Source organism: Ochrobactrum sp. MYb379, assembly GCF_037479515.1.
GTDB lineage: Bacteria > Pseudomonadota > Alphaproteobacteria > Rhizobiales > Rhizobiaceae > Brucella.
The window spans coordinates 209608-226374 of the sequence record NZ_JBBGYW010000001.1 but is presented as its reverse complement, the minus strand read 5'-3'; the positions used below and the strand labels follow the sequence as shown (position 1 = coordinate 226374).

Sequence of the window (16767 nt, the reverse complement as noted above, 5' to 3'; positions counted from 1 at the left end):
CTGCTATCGCGCAACATGCACTATTCTGTTTCTGAAAGGGCTTCGATAATCACGAAGGCCTGCGCGAGAGGAAAATCATCGGTAATTGTCAGATGTATGGCGGCGCGCTTGCCTGCTGGCAACAAGCGTTGCAATTGCTCCGCCGCACCACCAGTCAGTTTCATAGTCGGCTTGCCTGAAGGTGTGTTGACCACACCCATATCACGCCAGAAAACGCCGTTGGAAAGTCCGGTACCAAGTGCTTTGGAACAGGCTTCCTTGGCGGCAAAACGCTTAGCATAAGATGCAGCGCGTTGTTTGCGGGCCTCTGATTTCGCCTGTTCAACCTCTGTAAAAACACGCTGGATAAAACGATCACCATGTTTTTCGAGGGTCTTTTCAACGCGGCGAATATCAATGAGATCGCTGCCAATGCCGATAATCATATTTTCTGCGGCTCCCGCTTGCTAGCCATGTTATGTTTTGCGGCGAGCCGCTCAAGCTTGCGTCGACGAAATGCAGTGACCGCAAACCGTGTGACGAAATAGGCAATCACAGCAAAAATGGCTCCAAGGATTGTCGATCCGAACAGCATAGGCTTTAGCAAAGGCGTCCAGACTTCACCGAACTTCATTGTTTGCAACGCATGACCGAGATGTAACGGCGGTGCGCTTTGAATGTCTCCGCTGATCACAAAGCGGCCAAGTTCGTAAGTGCTGCCCCAGATGAACGGAAGCGTCAGTGGATTGGCAAGCGTAGTACCAAGTGCAGCGGCAGCAATGTTTCCGGCAAGAAAATAAGCCAGAACAATCGCTATAATGAGATGAAAGCCGAAAAACGGTGTGAAAGCCGAAAAGACGCCAACAGCCAACCCAGCAGCAACTGCATGGGGTGACGCTGTAATGCGCAGCACACGCTTGCCGCCATACTTAAACGAGCGGGCAAAAGAGCGACGTGGCCACACCAGCGTTCTAAGACGCTCGCGGCGGGTCGGAGGATTTCGGCGTTGAAACAACATGGCTTCTCATACTGCGCTCGATGCATTGAGACAATTGTTATTATTCAACCATCGCGGAAGACAGTTTATCACGTTCTTCAACAGACGCCGCATGCATACGCGGTAAATAGAACTTCGGCGATACACCCAGCATACGGCGAAACATTGTCGTAAAGGCAGACACACTGTCATATCCGAGATCAAGCGCCACGCTTGTTACCGCCTCGCCTTCCGTCAAACGAGGAACGGCTGCAAAAAGGCAGGCCTGCTGACGCCAGACTGAAAGGCTGACACCGGTCTCGCGCTGAAAATGACGCGTAAAAGAGCGTCTGCTCATCGCCATTTTATCCGCCCAATCATCGATTGTCGCGCGCGCGCGAGGTGCTTTTACAAACTGACGGCAGAGATTTTGCAACCGCACATCTGCAGGAAAGGGTAAACCAAGGGATCTTTGCGGTAATGTATGCAAGTCTCGCAGGATCAGTTCGATCACCAGAGCGTTACGACTTTCCGGCTCGGGAATACTGTCGGAGGCGGTCGCATCGATAATAAGACACCGCATCAGATCAGTCATGCCCACCACATGCAGATAATCCGGCACACCTGAAATCGCATCGACGGCTATATAGATTGAACGCATCAGCACATCGCCGATAATTTCGACCGAATGCTTTACGCCCGCAGGAATCCACATCGCATGATCGCCGGGAATCATCCAGCGTCCGGCGTCAGTGGTCACCAGCACCACACCATGGGAAGCGCTTAAAAGCTGCGCCCGGCTGTGGCTGTGCTGCGGAACAAAATAGCCATCGGGATATTTTGTCGGCAGTGCAATGACCGGCCCGCCAAGATTTTCCAGCATGGTTATACGCTGTTCGTGGAACCTTTGCAGGTCCTCATTACCCATCAGCAATGATTGTGGCGGCGATTTCGGCTTCATCTGCTTTGGCCCACTCTCGAAAGTAATGGACCAAATCACGAAAGCAGGCGCGAAACAATATGATTATTAGATGGTCAGGTTAGAAATATTCGAAAACATGCGAATTTGTTTTCTGAGCTGACCTCACAACTTTGCGGGAAAAGCCCGTTCCAAATTATCTTCGGAGTAGGACTATGAGCACGAGTGCTGCCGAGCAGCCATCAAACAGTGCGGCGAACAATACGGTTCTCGCCATTATTCTGGCCACAAGCATGGGCCATTTCCTCAACGACATGATGCAGTCGCTGCTTCCAGCGATTTATCCAATGTTGAAGGATAATTACAGCCTATCATTCTGGCAGATTGGCTTGCTCACATTTACCTTTCAGGTGACCGCTTCGATCCTACAGCCTATCGTTGGCATTTATACAGATCGTCGTCCGATGCCTTACTCATTGCCTTTTGGCATGGGCTGCACACTGGTTGGTCTAATCTTGCTTGCATCGGCACATCACTACACCTTCCTGCTTCTTGGCGCTGCATTCATTGGCTTCGGTTCGTCGGTATTCCATCCTGAAGCCGCACGTGTGGCACGTCTGGCCTCAGGCGGACGCCATGGTTTCGCGCAGTCAATGTTTCAGGTGGGTGGCAATTTCGGCTCGTCGATCGGACCGTTGCTTGCAGCTTTCATCGTGCTGCCCTTCGGTCAGTCCAGTGTATCGTGGTTTTCAATTGCGGCACTGATTGGTATGGCGCTGCTCTGGTATGTCGGCAACTGGTACAACCAGCACAATATTGCAAATAGAAGCAAACCAAAGGCCGACACGACGCTGCCATTGCCACGCAAGACCGTAATCATGGCGATCTCGGTGCTCGCCATGCTGATCTTCACCAAATACGTCTATATGGCTAGCCTCACCAGCTATTACACCTTCTATACGATCAGCCATTTTGGTGTGACCGTTCAGGGATCGCAGTTGCTGCTTTTCTTGTTCCTTGGTGCAGTTGCAGCCGGAACGATTGTTGGTGGCCCTATCGGTGATAAGATCGGCACACGCACCGTGATCTGGGTATCGATCCTCGGTATCGTGCCTTTCACACTGGCTTTGCCTTATGCAAATCTGGAAGTGACAGCGGTTCTGACGATCATTATCGGCTTTGTGTTGGCTTCGGCTTTCCCGGCAATCATTGTCTTTGCGCAAGAACTGTTACCCGGACGCGTTGGTATGGTCTCAGGATTGTTCTTTGGGCTGGCATTTGGTGTGGCAGGTATTGCTGCAGCACTTCTCGGAATTGTTGCAGACCGCACAAGCATCGAGTTTGTCTATAAGATTTGCTCGTATCTTCCGCTGCTCGGCCTGTTAACAATCTTCCTGCCGAAAATGCAGAAGGCCCGATAAAGCAAAGCCTAGAAAAAGTGGAGCACCGCTCATCCCCCAACGAACGGTGCTCCTGAGCCACTGACCTTTTGACGGCCCGGTGCAGCGGCAGCTATGAAATAGAGGATTATCAACTCTATTTCTTTGTTCTGGCGCATGTTGCGATATTATTTGCAACATGCGCATATTCTTCTTCACACGGCGAAACTGAAGCCGTGCATCGTTTCTCTGCGAAACTCATCAAATGTTGCAGCAACGAGCCGGATCAGCGGTTTGCCGTGTTCTGTCGCAGTGATGACACCGTTCTGCACTTCCACCAGCCCATCAGCCACCAGCGGACGCAACAGAGCTAATTCGTCAGAAAATTCTACGCCCGGTGCAGCCATATTGAGATCAACGCGGAAGTTACACATCAGTGCTGTAATAATTCCAGCGCGCTGACGATCACTGTCTCGCATCGTATAGCCCCGCACCGTGGCAAAATCCCCCGCCCCAACACGTTTGCTGTATTGCCCCACATCAGAAATATTCTGCGTATATCCCCCCGGATATTGCGAAATGGACGACGGGCCAAAACCAATCAGCGTATTGCAACGATCTGTCGTATAGCCCTGAAAATTACGATGCAGCGTGCCATTTTCAGCCGCAATGGCCAGCGTATCATCTGGCAAAGCAAAGTGGTCGATACCAACGGCCTGATAGCCGTGACGGATAAAGCTTTCAGCTACAGCACTTGCCTGTGCAAAACGTTCATCTGCATCGGGCAGAATGCTTTCATCAATCAATCGCTGATTGGCACGGCGCTGCGGCAGATGCGCATAGCCGAAACAGGCAATGCGATCCGGCTTCATTTCCATCACACGTTCACAAGTCTCACGCAGACTGGTTACAGTCTGGAGCGGCAGACCATAAATCAGATCAAAGTTAAGCCTGTTGATACCGACTTCGCGAAGCAGCATTGCGGCTCTGGCAACAGTTTCAATAGGCTGCACACGGCCGATAGCCATCTGCACATCAGCATTAACATCCTGCACGCCAAGACTTGCGCGGTTAACACCCATCAATGACAAGGTCTTTGCCAGAATTGGATTGACCGTCCGCGGATCAAGCTCAATCGCATGTTCCATATCGGAATGGAAATCAAACGCCAAAGCAAGGGCTGCCATAATGCGTTTGAACTGCGTTGCATGCAGAATTGAAGGAGTGCCCCCACCCCAATGTAAATGCACGACCTGCGGCCGAGCCGTCAGGCTTGCACTTACAGTTTCGATCTCACTCAAAAGAGCGGTCACGAAATTCTCGATAACATCCTCGCGGACGGCCATTTTTGAATGGCAGCCACAATAGTGGCAAATCTCTTTGCAGTACGGCACATGGATATAAAGCGAAACGCTTTCTTCCGGGCCGATTTGGCGCAACCAGCGTTTTGTGCTGTCTGCGGTAGTCGGGGTGAAATCTACAGCTGTTGGAAACGAAGTGTAGCGAGGAACGGCCAGCGCCGCATAACGTCTTATCGTATCTTCATGCATGATGGTCGCGCTCCCCGCTCCTGACGATCTGGCGAGAGCTTCTCACCTTTACGCGCGCTGGACGAAGACGGGCATTCTGCTGGGCAAGCAGACATGATGCGGCAAGGAAGCCCACACACATGACAGCGGATATGATTATTGCCAGCCACAACGACACCTGATCACCTCGTTATCATTGGACAGCGGTAAAATACGCTGCCTCAACTTGCACGATCAGATGTAGAGGGCATTCCGGCAACCTTCATTGATTTAAATCAACGAAACACAAACTAAGAAGTTGGGATCAAATATTTTCTGGATCGATGCCCGCCACCGATGCAAGCGAACGTCTGGAGAGTATCTCGACTGTATTTGAATCGATCAGCTGTATGAGACCCTGCGTTTTCAGCTTGGTGAAGCTGCGGCTGACTGTTTCAATTGTCAAACCGAGGTAATCCGCAATATCAGTACGGTTCATCGAAAGATGAACCAGGTTCATCTTGCCCCCGCGCTTTTCGGATCTAGCGGCAAGAACGAGAAGAAAGCTCGCAAGCTTTTCCACCGGCGCAAGACGACCGAGAACCAGTTGATTATCGCGTGCGGTGCGCAACGCTTCTCGCGTCATCTGATAGAGACGCTCTTTCAGCCTTGGAAACCTATCCATCAAACCATCCATTTCCTTTGTTGAAAATGCACAAAGGACAGATGGGGTAACCGCTTCAGCCGATTGAGAGTAAACCTCATCATCAGCAAGGCCAAGATAATCTCCCGGAACGAGGAAACCTGCAATCTGACGACGACCATCTGGCAAAGAGGTATAAATCCGCAGCATTCCCGACGTGAGGCTGAAAACGCGGCGTTTCGGATCGCCCTCCTCGACCAGCATCTCATTGGCGTCGAGCTTCTTGGACGTCATGATAGCTTCAAGCGCACCCAGATCGCCATCATCAAGCGCAGAGCAGACGGCCATGCGGCGTACATCGCAATCAACGCAAACGCCACACGGAGCCCTGTAAGGGGATTTTTGATCGAAAATAAGCGGGGCAACAGCCACAGCAAGTTCCTAGATTGGGGGATGAGCATATCTGCGCTCGTCCCCCTAAATTAAGGGTGACAAACAAATACCGCAAAGCGCAATTTCGACGCAGGGTGTAAATTACACCACGTTGCGTCGGAATTACTGAGAAAAATGCTTAAATATTACGGCTACCCGGCTTTATTGCAGGGATTGCAGCCAGTTCTGGCGGCAGATTGTCAGCCGAATAGGCTGGCACTTCATATTCAGCAAGCGCGATAAGCTTCGTTCCGACGTCGGCCTTGCCTGCCGAACGATCAACGATACAGGCAGCAGCTACCACTTCAATGCCAATATCCTTCATGCAATCGATGGTTTCGCGAATCGACAGGCCAGTTGTGACGATGTCTTCCACGATTACGACACGCGAGCCTTTTGGCACGTCGAAGCGACGCAAACGGAACGTGCCGTTCTCACGTTCGACCCAAACAGATGGCACACCCAGATGGCGCGAGGTTTCGTATGACGGAATAAGGCCGCCAATCGCCGGACCGACCACATAGTCGATCTGTCCAAGATCGCTTGCCTTGATTTTTTCCGCTAGTGCCTTGCAAAGCTTCTCAGTCTTATCGGCATGCATGAAAACGCGTGCTTTCTGCAAAAACACAGGACTCCGAAGGCCAGAAGTCAGAATAAAATGGCCTTCAAGAATTGCTCCCGCTTCGCGGAAAACACCAAGAACGTCTTCAGTTTTCATTTTGCCTATCCATTCACACGTGTTGCGCCGCTGACGCTCGTGCTTTCCTTCAATTGAGAAATGATGCGGTTGAGATGTTTAAGATCCCACACTTCAACGTCAATAATCATTTCAGTAAAATCAGGTGCTGTTCGCACCATTGAGAGATTATGAATATTCGCATCATTTGCGGCTGCGATCTGCGCAATTTCTGCAAGAGACCCCGGAGAATTGATTGCAGAGACGCTGATGCGTGCAGGGAAGCGTTCATGCATGCTCTCATCAATATCCCAGCGCACGTCGATCCAACGCTCTGGTTGGTCGTCATATGCCGTTAATGCAGGTGACTGGATTGGGTAGATCGTAATACCTGCACCGGGCTGCATGATGCCGACAATGCGATCACCCGGAACCGCACCTTCCGGAGCAAAGCGCACCGGCAAATCCGAATTTGTACCGCGAATTGGCACTGCCTTGCGTTTCGGCTTCTCACCTACGTCTGCTTTGGCATCATGCGCACCTTCCGAACCTTCTGGCACCTTGAAGATCATGCCCGCGGCATTCTGAATATTAAACCAGCCTTTTTCGCCGGTTTTCGCAGGACTATTCTGTGTGGTGACGCGCGTATCCTGATAATCGGGATAAACTGCCTTCACAACGTCTGTCGAAGGAAGCTCACCGCGACCGACTGCGGCCAGAACATCCTCAACCTCTTTGCGTGCCAATCGTGGCAAGCCCGGTTTAAGTATATCTTTGCTGAACGGTTTACCGGCGCGTTCAAAAGCACGTTCCAAAATACGCATGCCAAGACCGGAATACTGTTTGCGAACAGCCGAACGCGTTGCACGACGGATAGCCGCACGCGCTTTACCGGTCGCGACAAGAGATTCCCATGCGGCAGGCGGCACCTGAGCCTTGGAGCGAATGATGTCGACTTCATCACCGTTTTTCAGCTCAGTCATCAAAGGCATGATGCGGCCATTAACCTTTGCACCAACGCAACTGTCACCGATATCCGTGTGAACGGCATAGGCAAAATCGATTGGCGTTGCGCCGCGTGGCAAAGCAATAAGCCTGCCCTTCGGCGTGAAGCAAAAGACCTGATCCTGAAACAGTTCCAGCTTGGTATGCTCCAGAAACTCTTCCGGGTTGTCACCCTCAGAAAGCTGCTCGATAGTCTGGCGCAACCATGCGTAAGCATTGGTCTCTGTCGAGATCTGATGCGGATTGCTGGCGCTGCCTCGATCTTTATAAATAGAATGGGCGGCAACACCGAATTCTGCAATTTCATCCATAACACGCGTGCGAATTTGCAGTTCGATACGCTGGCGTGAAGGACCGATAATTGTGGTATGCAGCGAACGATAATCGTTTTGTTTTGGCGTAGAAATATAATCTTTAAACCTGCCCGGAACCATCGACCAGGTCGTATGGATTAAGCCAAGTGCGCGATAGCAATCCTGCGTCGATTCAACCATAACACGGAAACCGAAAATATCGGAAAGCTGCTCAAACGACAGCCCCTTAGTTTCCATCTTACGGAAAACCGACCATGGCTTCTTCTGGCGACTTTTAACACTCGCCTTAATGCCATTTTTCTGAAAAATCTCAGAGAGATCCTCTTCAATCTTCTGCAAAAGCCCACGGTTTTTCTCGAGAAGTTCCGCAAGTCTATCAGTAACTGCGCGCCACGCATCCGGGTTAATATAGCGGAATGCTAGCTCTTCAAGCTCTTCACGCGTGTCCTGCATACCCATGCGGCCAGCGAGCGGCGCATAAATATCCATCGTTTCTTCAGCAATGCGCAGGCGCTTATCTTCACGCATAACGCCAAGCGTACGCATGTTATGCAAGCGATCAGCGAGCTTGACCAGAAGCACGCGCACGTCTTCTGAGATCGCGAGAAGGAGCTTACGCAGGTTCTCGGCCTGTACGGCCTTTTTAGAGACCAGATCTAGCTTTTTAAGCTTGGTAAGACCATCAACGAGCTTTCCAATTTCTGGTCCAAAAAGCTGATCTATTTCCTGCCGCGTCGCAGTCGTGTCTTCAATCGTGTCGTGCAGCAGCGCAATCGCAATCGTTGCTTCATCCAGATGCATATCTGTGAGAATAGCTGCGACTTCCAGAGGATGAGAAAAATACGGGTCGCCGGATGCGCGCTTCTGACTGCCGTGCTTCTGCATGGCATAAACATATGCCTTATTAAGAAGCGCCTCATTCACGTCAGGCTTGTATCGCTGCACACGCTCCACAAGCTCATATTGGCGCATCATTTACAGAAACTCCTCACATCACACGCATAAACAGCGGTCATTCTGACCAGAACTCGCTAAAAAATAGAATATTTTGCAAGTTTCTGAACCTGCTTTCTGAAAACAGGCTTAATTTTCAGGCGAATTCATAGCCGAAAGCGCATAGCTGTGACTTAAAAGCCCCAACATCGCTATTCAGGTAGATAAAAATATGCGCCGCAGCCTCATCGGCTACAGCGCACAAAACATTGGGTAACAGACAGACGATTAGAAGTCGTCGTTCTTCTCAGGTGCAACAAGACCTTCGATACCAGCAAGAAGCTCTTCTTCCGACATACGGTCGAAAGTGACAACATCGTCTTCACCAGCTTCAGCAATGCCTTCAGCCAGAGCCTCTGAAGCGTCAGCGATCAGAGCAGGTGCAGCAGCTTCTGGCTCATCAACTTCAACATGCTTCTGAAGCGAGTGGATCAGGTCCTCTTTAAGATCATCTGGCGAAAGTGTTTCGTCAGCGATTTCACGCAGAGCAACGACAGGATTCTTGTCATTATCACGATCGATCGTGATCTGAGCACCCTGGGAGATCTGTCGTGCACGGTGACCGGCCAGAAGAACCAGTTCAAAACGGTTCTCGACCTTATCTACGCAGTCCTCAACGGTGACGCGGGCCATAGGCGGTCCCTTTCATCTCTTAAAACTATAACGAATTTTCCTTCGACATAACGCTTGTGCGATGAAATTTCAAGCAAAAGCGCATATGGCGTTCTTTTAGATTTAAAACCTAGGTTTTTCGTTGAAAATTCATCAATCTGTCTGACAAATACACAGCATGGCTCAAATCGGAACAATAGATTTTCGACGTTTTCGAATTGCTTTAAGAAAATATCTCGCATAGGTAATTGAGTTATAGCAAATAACAACCATTGGTTGCTTGTTTTTCTACAATATCCCCGTAGAACGCAATAAAGGTCATTTGTAAAAATGAATTCATTCGCCGTTTAAGAAACAAATCTGAATACGCGGTCGCAGGCCCACTCCCCCAATCGACCGCAGAGTGGATATATTGCACGATGTTCGATTCTCGTGAAAAAATTGCGCTATTTATTGACGGTGCAAATTTATACGCTGCTTCAAAGACACTCGGTTTCGATATTGATTACCGCAAACTTTTGAAAGCATTCCAGAAACGCGGTTATCTGCTTCGTGCTTATTATTATACCGCTCTGGTTGAGGATCAGGAATATTCGTCGATTCGTCCGCTCATCGACTGGCTTGATTACAACGGCTATAAGGTCGTTACCAAAGCAGCAAAAGAATTTACGGACTCTACGGGGCGCCGCAAGGTGAAGGGCAACATGGACATCGAGCTCACCGTCGATGCCATGCAGTTGACCGATACCGTCGATCATTTTGTTATTTTCTCGGGCGATGGTGATTTCCGGTCGCTGGCTGAAGCGCTGCAGCGTAAGGGTCGTAAAGTTTCAGTAGTCTCAACGCTGACCACTCAGCCTGCGATGATCTCTGACGAACTACGCCGCCAGGCTGATCATTTTATCGATCTCGTATCGCTAAAGGCAGAAATTGGTCGCGACCCATCCGAGCGTCCGCAGCAGGCACGTCGTCAGGATGACGATCAAGACGACGACTATTGACGACAATGATTGTACAGTTCATGCAGGGCTATGATTTTTGAACCCTCTCCAAACTGTACAATCTGTCCAAGGCTTCATGCCTTTCTTGAAGAGTGGCGGCGCAAAGAGCCTGAATGGCACAATGCGCCGGTTTCACCGTTTCTCCCCCCGCACGATGACGATGTACAGCTTCTGATTGTAGGCTTGGCTCCCGGTTTACGGGGTGCAAACCGTACAGGGCGTCCTTTTACGGGTGATTATGCAGGCGAGCTTCTTTATAGTACATTATGCGAGTTTGGCTTTGCTACCGGCAAATTTGAAGCCAGACCCGATGATAGTCTAAGGCTCGTCGATGCAGGCATTGTGAATGCCGTGCGATGCGTTCCACCCGAAAACAAACCAGTCGGCAGTGAAATCAACAATTGCCGTCAGTTTTTCAGCCCTCTGCTCACACATTTCAAGAATTTACACGCAGTTGTAACTCTCGGCACCATCGCACACCAGTCAACTGTGCGCGCTATGGGGGCGCCAGTTTCGCGTCATCCTTTCGGACACAACAAAGAGACTGACATTGGTGACCTGCGTATATTTTCGAGTTACCATTGCTCGCGGTACAACACGAATACCGGGAAACTGACCGACCCCATGTTCAGAGATGTTTTCAGAAATGTCCGTGCATATCTGAATAAAAAAAGCGCCTGAAGGCGCTTTTTTCAAATCAGCTTATCAGCCGCGATCCCGTAACAAACGTGACTTCTCGCGATTCCAATCGCGCTGTTTTTCAGTTTCGCGCTTGTCATGATTTTTCTTACCGCGCGCAACACCGATTTCGAGTTTTGCCCGACCCCGATCATTGAAATACAATTTCAATGGAACAACGGTCATGCCTTCGCGGGACACGGACTGGAAAATCCGCGACATTTCACGCCGACTGATCAGAAGCTTTCGCAAGCGTCGCGGCTCGTGATTAAACCGATTTCCCTGCGTATATTCCGGAATGTATGAATTAATCAGCCAGAACTCGCCATTCTCAAAGCTAGCATAGCTTTCAGCAATATTGGCCTGATTGGCACGCAGCGATTTAACTTCAGTGCCTGTCAAAACCAGACCGGCCTCAAGCGTATCGGTAATCTCAAAATTGTAGCGCGCTTTGCGGTTTTCAGCGACCATCTTGCGTGCAGGAGAGTTTTTCGGCTTGTTCATAATGGCACCATATAATGCGCATTGCCGGAAATGAAAACGCTCTCGCACATGCGAGAGCGTAAAAATCAATCAACCGGGCAAAATTATCAGCCTCAATTCACGAGACCAGCGTGTTTCATAGCTTCGTCAATCTTTTGAGCCGTAGCTGCTTCGATTGTAACCATCGGAGAACGCAGAACGTTTTGAACGCGACCAACGCGTGACAAGGCATATTTTGGACCAGACGGATTCGGTTCAATGAACAGTGCCTTGTGCAGCGGCATCAGGCGATCTTGCAATTCCAGCGCCTTTGCATAATCGCCAGCCTGGCAAGCATCCTGAAACTCCGCGCAAAGACGTGGCGCAATATTGGAGGTCACGGAGATACAGCCAACGCCGCCATGCGCGTTGAAACCAAGCGCTGTCGCGTCTTCTCCGGACAACTGGATGAAGTCCTTGCCACATGTCAGACGCTGTTCAGAAACGCGTTCGATTTTGCCTGTCGCATCCTTCACGCCAATAATGTTCTTGTGATCTCGCACAAGCGCACCCATAGTTTCTGGAGACATATCGACAATCGAGCGACCCGGAATATTATAAATGATGAGCGGGATGGATATCGAGCGCGCTACCTGAGAGAAATGCTCGTATAGGCCACGCTGGTTTGGCTTATTATAATAAGGTGTCACGACCAGAACGGCATCAGCACCGGCCTTTTCAGCATGCTGGGCAAGCTCAATTGCTTCAACGGTATTATTCGAGCCTGCCCCTGCAATAACCGGCACACGGCCAGCTGCAACCTCAATGCAAACCTCAATAACGCGCTTATGCTCATCATGGGAAAGAGTTGGCGTTTCGCCGGTGGTGCCGACAGGAACCAGGCCTTTGGTGCCTTCTTCAATCTGCCAGTTCACGAAGTCACGAAAGGCTTTCTCGTCGAACGCTCCTTCACTATCGAATGGCGTGACAAGTGCAGTAATCGAGCCTTTCAGCATCAGTGAACTCCTGAGAAATAGAGACGATCCTCACGTTGTAATCCTGACATAAAAACATATCAGAATGGCCGTAAGGCGATGCACCATAGTCTCGGAGTTGAAATCCGGCAAGCGGGGGGGCGGCGCAAATCTGCTTTCAAATGACAGTTTTAAGAAAAAACTTGGCGGACTTCGCTTGGATGGCTAACCCCGACGCATCGAAGCACAGCATGACAGACAATCTGTCATTCAAGTGAAAATATAACTCTTTATTAACCAATGCTTCACGCATCAGGATCATAGTCTTTGACAGACAAACGCATCCACTGATCAGGCTTATAAAAGCCCGATTTGAAAAATAATTTACTCGCAATAACGCATATTATTCTCGTTAGATCCTGTGTAAGAAAAATTTGGATATGTCATTAAAGCAAAGAATGCTCAGCTCGAGCGGATTGATTATTGCTACCTCGCTTTTTGCGGGACATCTGGGCGCAGCCTATGCGCAATCATCTTTGCCGACCGATATTCCAACTCCGCTTGCGCGCCCATTTGCCCCTTCGGCTTCACATGAATCCCCTATTAATCTGGTCACACCAAGAGCACGACCTGCCACGCCGGACCCGGTTATTACTTCGTCGTTCAGTCGCGTTGAGAACCCTGCAGCAATCAGTGGAACCCTGAAAACGGGTCTTGATGCGCTCTACTCTCGCGATGTCGTTGGCGCGATTGCCTATCGTAACGGCATGACAAAAGGTTCGCTCGACCGCCAAATTTTGACGTGGTCGATAGCAACTTCAGGTGTAAGTGGTGTGCCAAGTTCCGAAATTTCAGCAGCAGCAGCCGAACTTCCTGGCTGGCCCGGAATGAGTGCTTTGCGTCGCAATTCAGAACGTGCACTTTTCAAAGAAGACGCGCCTGCGTCAACGGTTATCGCGACTTTCGGCAATACGCAGCCACAGACTACTGAAGGCATGATTGCACTTGCTCGCGCTCACATGACCAATGGCAACAAAACAAAAGCACATCAGCTGCTGGCGCCATGGTGGGCGAAAGAGCGCCTCTCTGCTGAAGATGAAGCAAGAGTTCTTAAAGAGTTTTCTAGCATTCTGACGCGCGACGATCACCAGCGTCGTCTTTTGCGCTCATTATATAATGATCGTTTACAGTCGGCAAAACTTCTGTCGGGTCCAGCTCAAGCGCAGTCGCTTTACAACGCTTTTACTGCCCTCTCACAAAAATCTCCGAATACTGCCAAGGCTATCGCTGATGTCGATAAGTCATGGCACTCGAACCCTGTCTATACATTCTTGCAGATACGCTATCTGCGCCGTGCCGACCGTTTTGATGACGCCACTGCTCTCATGCTTAAGGCCCCTAAAGATGCTTCGTCTTTGGTTGATCCTGATGCCTGGTGGGTTGAGCGCCGCATTCTCTCGCGCGAACTTCTGGATATAAATAAGCCTCAGCTCGCTTACAGGCTTGTGGCAGCGCATGCCGCAGAATCACCGACAATGGCTGCGGAAGCGGAATTTCATGCCGGTTGGTATGCGCTGCGCTCGCTCAAGCAGCCGAAACTTGCAGCTCCGCATTTCGCAAAAATTGCCGAGATTTCCTCGCGGCCCATTTCTGCATCTCGTGCCTATTATTGGCTTGGTCGTGCGGCCGAAGCTGGTGCAGGTGGCGACGCAACGGGATATTACCGTCGTTCAGCACATTTCGGCACAACTTTCTACGGACAGCTTTCTGCAGCCCGCTTAAACGAAAAAGCACCAGAACTGGCTTATCCAAAGCCTTCAGATGCCGAGCGCATACGCTTTTCGGGCCGCCCTGCAGTGCACGCCATCAGGCGTCTGGAGCAGATTGGCTATGGCAATCGTGCGACAGCACTTTACACGCAACTCTCACAAGAGTTGAACAGCGTTGGAGAGTTGGCACTTCTTGCGGTGATGGCAGAGAAAAACGAAAACCATTATCTCGCATTGCGCATCGGAAAAAATGCCGCATTCCGTGGACTAGATGTCGGAGCGCTGTCGCATCCTGTTGGTGCTATTCCTGCCAATGCGAATATTAGTGGCTCAGGCAAAGCGCTTGCCTATGCAATTGCGCGTCAGGAAAGCGAGTTTAATATCGGTGCTGTTTCAAAAGCTGGCGCACGGGGCTTGCTTCAATTGATGCCAGCAACAGCAAAAAGCGTCGCTACACGCAATGGCATGGCCTATTCAGATCAAAGACTTACGAGTGACGCAGCTTACAATGCAACGCTCGGAGCACATTTCCTTGGCGAACAGCTTGATCGCTTCAACGGCTCTTATGTATTGACCTTCGCAGGCTATAATGCCGGTCCACGCAGGGCGAGTGAATGGGTTGAACAATATGGCGATCCACGTGGGAAAACGATCGAAGAGGTTGTCGACTGGATCGAGCGAATCCCGTACTCTGAGACGCGCAATTATGTTCAGCGTGTTATGGAAAACTATGAAGTTTATAAAGCACGCCTTACAGGCAGCGCCGATATCAAAACGGATTTGATTTCTGGGAGACGATAAAGACAGAGCTTAAAACATCTATGCTGTTTTCAGCAGAATGTTTTAAGCCTGTTTCTTCTTTGGACTCGCAGGAGACTTTGTTTTTGTCGCAGGTTTCTTGGGCTTCGCCGTGCGCTTGGTAGCACTGGTAGATACGGCCTCAACCAGTTTACCCGCCTGCCCTATCCAATCTTCACGCGTCACGCGACCTGCAAAGCCAATGTTGCGCTCAACCCAGCCCGCCTGATCGAGACTCCATTGTGCTATCTGCGCGTAATGAAAAATACCAAGCTGGTGGAGTTGAGCTTCGATTGCGTTGCCAATGCCGCTAATTACCGTCAGAGCATCGGGCTTACCGCGCAACGGTGAATCCAACAATTCGGGCTTGTCGGTTTCAACTGGGACGACAACAACCTCTTCGACTGATGCTTCCTCAACCTGCTCCAGAGCGGTAGGACGCTCGTCTATCATCTCTTCTTCAACTGGTGAAACAGCTACCTCGGCCTGTTTCACCTCAGGCTCTTCAGCCACCGCTTCCTTGACTGCCGCAACCGGCTCTGGCTTCTCATCCAATGCTGGTGTCGAGAGCGCTGCCGCAATGACGATATCTTCCTGAATTTTTTCAGCAGATTTTCTGCCTTTAAGCAGGCGACCCAAAATGCAGCCAATTACAAAAGCAACGGCAATAAGTATCGCCAATTGAACAATCAACATCGGCATTAAGGTTTCCTCTTACTCTACGCATCTGCACGCGGCTTCAACCACGGCAATCAATAAAACGCTGCGCAATTCACCCAACGACCACTCACTTAGAAGCCGTCAGCCACCCAACTGCCAATCCAATCACGCCCGATAACAAAAGTACGGGCCAAAACATCTCTGCAAGATAAAGCATTTAAAACTCGCCTGACAATCGATCCGAAGCACTTTCCTTATATACAGGAAAGGCACCGAAGCCTCCGCTGTCAATCAGACAATGCGAAGAAACAGGGGATGAAAGGGTTTAATGGCACAACACGATCAGAACTTCGCAATATTGGAGCTGGCCAAGGTCAATCCGTAGGGCAATGTCGCATTCAATTCGGTATTTAGAGCATTCAGAGCGCTCTCATCTCGGACTTTCCCTTTAACCGAAAGTGCGGCTTCGGATATTTCAATTTCTGCATCGGTCATCTTTTTCGCTAGATCAATCGCGAAAATTACGCGCTGTTCAAATTCGGGTTGCGCACCGCGGGCAAGCGCCATTTGATCATCCACAAGCGTGCCTGAACCGATTGATTCTGCCGCATTCATAATGGCATCGCGCATGGCGTTATCAGGAATATATCCCGACAGTATAATCCCCTCACCGCTTTGGGTGAGCTTGAAAACATACGGGCTGGCAGCTTGAAGAACCGTCGTTAGATCTGAAAAGTCACCAATACCCCGAAGCTTCTGCACGACATGAACGGCTGCACTTTGTGATTCTGGATCAGGCGCCATGCCTTTGAGCACAACATCACGACCATCAACATCGAAACCTGTCCAGACATAAGGCGAAAGCACTTGCGCCGTTCGCGTGCTGATATCGGCTTCAACCCTATCCGCACCAAACCAGAGCGCCATGGATGTCAGCGCCGCAGTCCATGTCAAAGCTGGCCAGAACCATTTCAGCATAAATCCATATC

The 16767-nt window shown here is 50.3% G+C and carries 16 protein-coding genes; 4 read left to right on the top strand and 12 right to left on the bottom strand.

Features of this window, described 5'->3' with window-relative positions; translation table 11 throughout:
• Nucleotides 1-20 precede the first annotated feature (20 nt).
• From acpS to WH356_RS01125, 3 genes are read right to left on the bottom strand one after another with little or no spacing between them, the layout of a single operon-like run.
• Nucleotides 21-425 (bottom strand): holo-ACP synthase, encoded by a 405-nt coding sequence (gene acpS / locus WH356_RS01135; protein ID WP_339508210.1) that lies wholly within the window; start codon nucleotides 423-425, stop codon nucleotides 21-23.
• Nucleotides 422-997 (bottom strand): type IV secretion system effector BspA, encoded by a 576-nt coding sequence (gene bspA / locus WH356_RS01130; protein WP_339508208.1) that lies wholly within the window; start codon nucleotides 995-997, stop codon nucleotides 422-424. Before bspA ends, acpS begins: the two co-directional genes overlap by 4 nt.
• A 40-nt stretch (nucleotides 998-1037) precedes the next feature.
• Nucleotides 1038-1916 (bottom strand): AraC family transcriptional regulator, encoded by an 879-nt coding sequence (locus tag WH356_RS01125; protein ID WP_421565279.1) that lies wholly within the window; start codon nucleotides 1914-1916, stop codon nucleotides 1038-1040.
• A gap of 173 nt (nucleotides 1917-2089) precedes the next feature.
• Between WH356_RS01125 and WH356_RS01120 the strand changes: the two genes are divergently transcribed.
• Nucleotides 2090-3295 (top strand): MFS transporter, encoded by a 1206-nt coding sequence (locus WH356_RS01120; protein ID WP_339508206.1) that lies wholly within the window; start codon nucleotides 2090-2092, stop codon nucleotides 3293-3295.
• 173 nt (nucleotides 3296-3468) lie between these two features.
• Here the strand turns inward: WH356_RS01120 and hemN are convergent, their stop codons facing one another.
• The 5 genes from hemN to rpoZ all read right to left on the bottom strand — a co-directional run bounded on the left by hemN (nucleotide 3469) and on the right by rpoZ (nucleotide 9457).
• Nucleotides 3469-4803 (bottom strand): oxygen-independent coproporphyrinogen III oxidase, encoded by a 1335-nt coding sequence (hemN, locus tag WH356_RS01115; RefSeq protein WP_339508204.1) that lies wholly within the window; start codon nucleotides 4801-4803, stop codon nucleotides 3469-3471.
• Nucleotides 4804-5086: 283 nt separating this feature from the next.
• Nucleotides 5087-5752, bottom strand: coding sequence for a helix-turn-helix domain-containing protein (locus tag WH356_RS01110; protein WP_339508202.1), 666 nt, complete (start codon nucleotides 5750-5752; stop codon nucleotides 5087-5089).
• 223 nt (nucleotides 5753-5975) lie between these two features.
• Complete coding sequence (gene pyrE, locus WH356_RS01105; protein WP_339508201.1) at nucleotides 5976-6554, bottom strand: orotate phosphoribosyltransferase; 579 nt, start codon at nucleotides 6552-6554, stop codon at nucleotides 5976-5978.
• A 5-nt stretch (nucleotides 6555-6559) separates the two neighbouring features.
• Nucleotides 6560-8806: a RelA/SpoT family protein gene (locus WH356_RS01100; RefSeq protein WP_339508199.1), complete on the bottom strand. Its 2247-nt coding sequence runs from the start codon at nucleotides 8804-8806 to the stop codon at nucleotides 6560-6562.
• A gap of 246 nt (nucleotides 8807-9052) precedes the next feature.
• Nucleotides 9053-9457, bottom strand: coding sequence for a DNA-directed RNA polymerase subunit omega (gene rpoZ / locus WH356_RS01095; RefSeq protein ID WP_339508197.1), 405 nt, complete (start codon nucleotides 9455-9457; stop codon nucleotides 9053-9055).
• A 398-nt stretch (nucleotides 9458-9855) separates the two neighbouring features.
• On the opposite strand from rpoZ, the gene WH356_RS01090 reads away from it, so the two are divergent.
• Nucleotides 9856-10437, top strand: a complete 582-nt coding sequence (locus WH356_RS01090) for a LabA-like NYN domain-containing protein (RefSeq protein ID WP_339508196.1) — start codon at nucleotides 9856-9858, stop codon at nucleotides 10435-10437.
• A 30-nt stretch (nucleotides 10438-10467) separates the two neighbouring features.
• Nucleotides 10468-11118 carry a uracil-DNA glycosylase gene (locus WH356_RS01085; protein ID WP_339508195.1) on the top strand — a complete coding sequence of 217 codons (651 nt, stop codon included), beginning with the start codon at nucleotides 10468-10470 and terminating at the stop codon, nucleotides 11116-11118.
• A 24-nt stretch (nucleotides 11119-11142) separates the two neighbouring features.
• On the opposite strand, the gene smpB is transcribed toward WH356_RS01085, so the two are convergent.
• Both smpB and dapA read right to left on the bottom strand, forming a co-directional pair.
• Complete coding sequence (gene smpB, locus WH356_RS01080; protein WP_310010628.1) at nucleotides 11143-11619, bottom strand: SsrA-binding protein SmpB; 477 nt, start codon at nucleotides 11617-11619, stop codon at nucleotides 11143-11145.
• 92 nt (nucleotides 11620-11711) lie between these two features.
• The gene (gene dapA / locus WH356_RS01075) at nucleotides 11712-12593 is read right to left on the bottom strand and encodes a 4-hydroxy-tetrahydrodipicolinate synthase (RefSeq protein ID WP_339508194.1); all 882 of its coding nucleotides are present in this window, start codon (nucleotides 12591-12593) and stop codon (nucleotides 11712-11714) included.
• A 416-nt stretch (nucleotides 12594-13009) separates the two neighbouring features.
• Here dapA and WH356_RS01070 point away from each other — a divergent pair, with 416 nt between their 5' ends.
• Nucleotides 13010-15121: a lytic transglycosylase domain-containing protein gene (locus tag WH356_RS01070; protein ID WP_339508192.1), complete on the top strand. Its 2112-nt coding sequence runs from the start codon at nucleotides 13010-13012 to the stop codon at nucleotides 15119-15121.
• 42 nt (nucleotides 15122-15163) lie between these two features.
• Here the strand turns inward: WH356_RS01070 and WH356_RS01065 are convergent, their stop codons facing one another.
• Together WH356_RS01065 and WH356_RS01060 are read right to left on the bottom strand one after the other, a co-directional pair.
• Nucleotides 15164-15820, bottom strand: a complete 657-nt coding sequence (locus tag WH356_RS01065; protein ID WP_339508190.1) for an endonuclease — start codon at nucleotides 15818-15820, stop codon at nucleotides 15164-15166.
• A gap of 300 nt (nucleotides 15821-16120) precedes the next feature.
• A complete protein-coding gene (locus WH356_RS01060) occupies nucleotides 16121-16756 on the bottom strand; it encodes a BON domain-containing protein (RefSeq protein ID WP_339508189.1) in 636 nt (211 codons plus the stop codon).
• Between the last annotated feature and the right edge of the window lie 11 nt (nucleotides 16757-16767).

What these genes read in the sequence shown, in the direction of transcription:
- WH356_RS01085 (WP_339508195.1), top strand. Translation starts at nt 10,468, where the DNA reads ATGATTTTTGAACCCTCTCCAAACTGTACAATCTGTCCAAGGCTTCAT.
- WH356_RS01065 (WP_339508190.1), bottom strand. Translation starts at nt 15,820, where the DNA reads ATGCCGATGTTGATTGTTCAATTGGCGATACTTATTGCCGTTGCTTTT.
- WH356_RS01090 (WP_339508196.1), top strand. Translation starts at nt 9,856, where the DNA reads ATGTTCGATTCTCGTGAAAAAATTGCGCTATTTATTGACGGTGCAAAT.
- WH356_RS01110 (WP_339508202.1), bottom strand. Translation starts at nt 5,752, where the DNA reads ATGGCCGTCTGCTCTGCGCTTGATGATGGCGATCTGGGTGCGCTTGAA.
- acpS (WP_339508210.1), bottom strand. Translation starts at nt 425, where the DNA reads ATGATTATCGGCATTGGCAGCGATCTCATTGATATTCGCCGCGTTGAA.
- WH356_RS01125 (WP_421565279.1), bottom strand. Translation starts at nt 1,916, where the DNA reads ATGAAGCCGAAATCGCCGCCACAATCATTGCTGATGGGTAATGAGGAC.
- pyrE (WP_339508201.1), bottom strand. Translation starts at nt 6,554, where the DNA reads ATGAAAACTGAAGACGTTCTTGGTGTTTTCCGCGAAGCGGGAGCAATT.
- rpoZ (WP_339508197.1), bottom strand. Translation starts at nt 9,457, where the DNA reads ATGGCCCGCGTCACCGTTGAGGACTGCGTAGATAAGGTCGAGAACCGT.
- WH356_RS01120 (WP_339508206.1), top strand. Translation starts at nt 2,090, where the DNA reads ATGAGCACGAGTGCTGCCGAGCAGCCATCAAACAGTGCGGCGAACAAT.
- WH356_RS01070 (WP_339508192.1), top strand. Translation starts at nt 13,010, where the DNA reads ATGCTCAGCTCGAGCGGATTGATTATTGCTACCTCGCTTTTTGCGGGA.
- hemN (WP_339508204.1), bottom strand. Translation starts at nt 4,803, where the DNA reads ATGCATGAAGATACGATAAGACGTTATGCGGCGCTGGCCGTTCCTCGC.
- bspA (WP_339508208.1), bottom strand. Translation starts at nt 997, where the DNA reads ATGTTGTTTCAACGCCGAAATCCTCCGACCCGCCGCGAGCGTCTTAGA.
- dapA (WP_339508194.1), bottom strand. Translation starts at nt 12,593, where the DNA reads ATGCTGAAAGGCTCGATTACTGCACTTGTCACGCCATTCGATAGTGAA.
- WH356_RS01100 (WP_339508199.1), bottom strand. Translation starts at nt 8,806, where the DNA reads ATGATGCGCCAATATGAGCTTGTGGAGCGTGTGCAGCGATACAAGCCT.
- WH356_RS01060 (WP_339508189.1), bottom strand. Translation starts at nt 16,756, where the DNA reads ATGCTGAAATGGTTCTGGCCAGCTTTGACATGGACTGCGGCGCTGACA.
- smpB (WP_310010628.1), bottom strand. Translation starts at nt 11,619, where the DNA reads ATGAACAAGCCGAAAAACTCTCCTGCACGCAAGATGGTCGCTGAAAAC.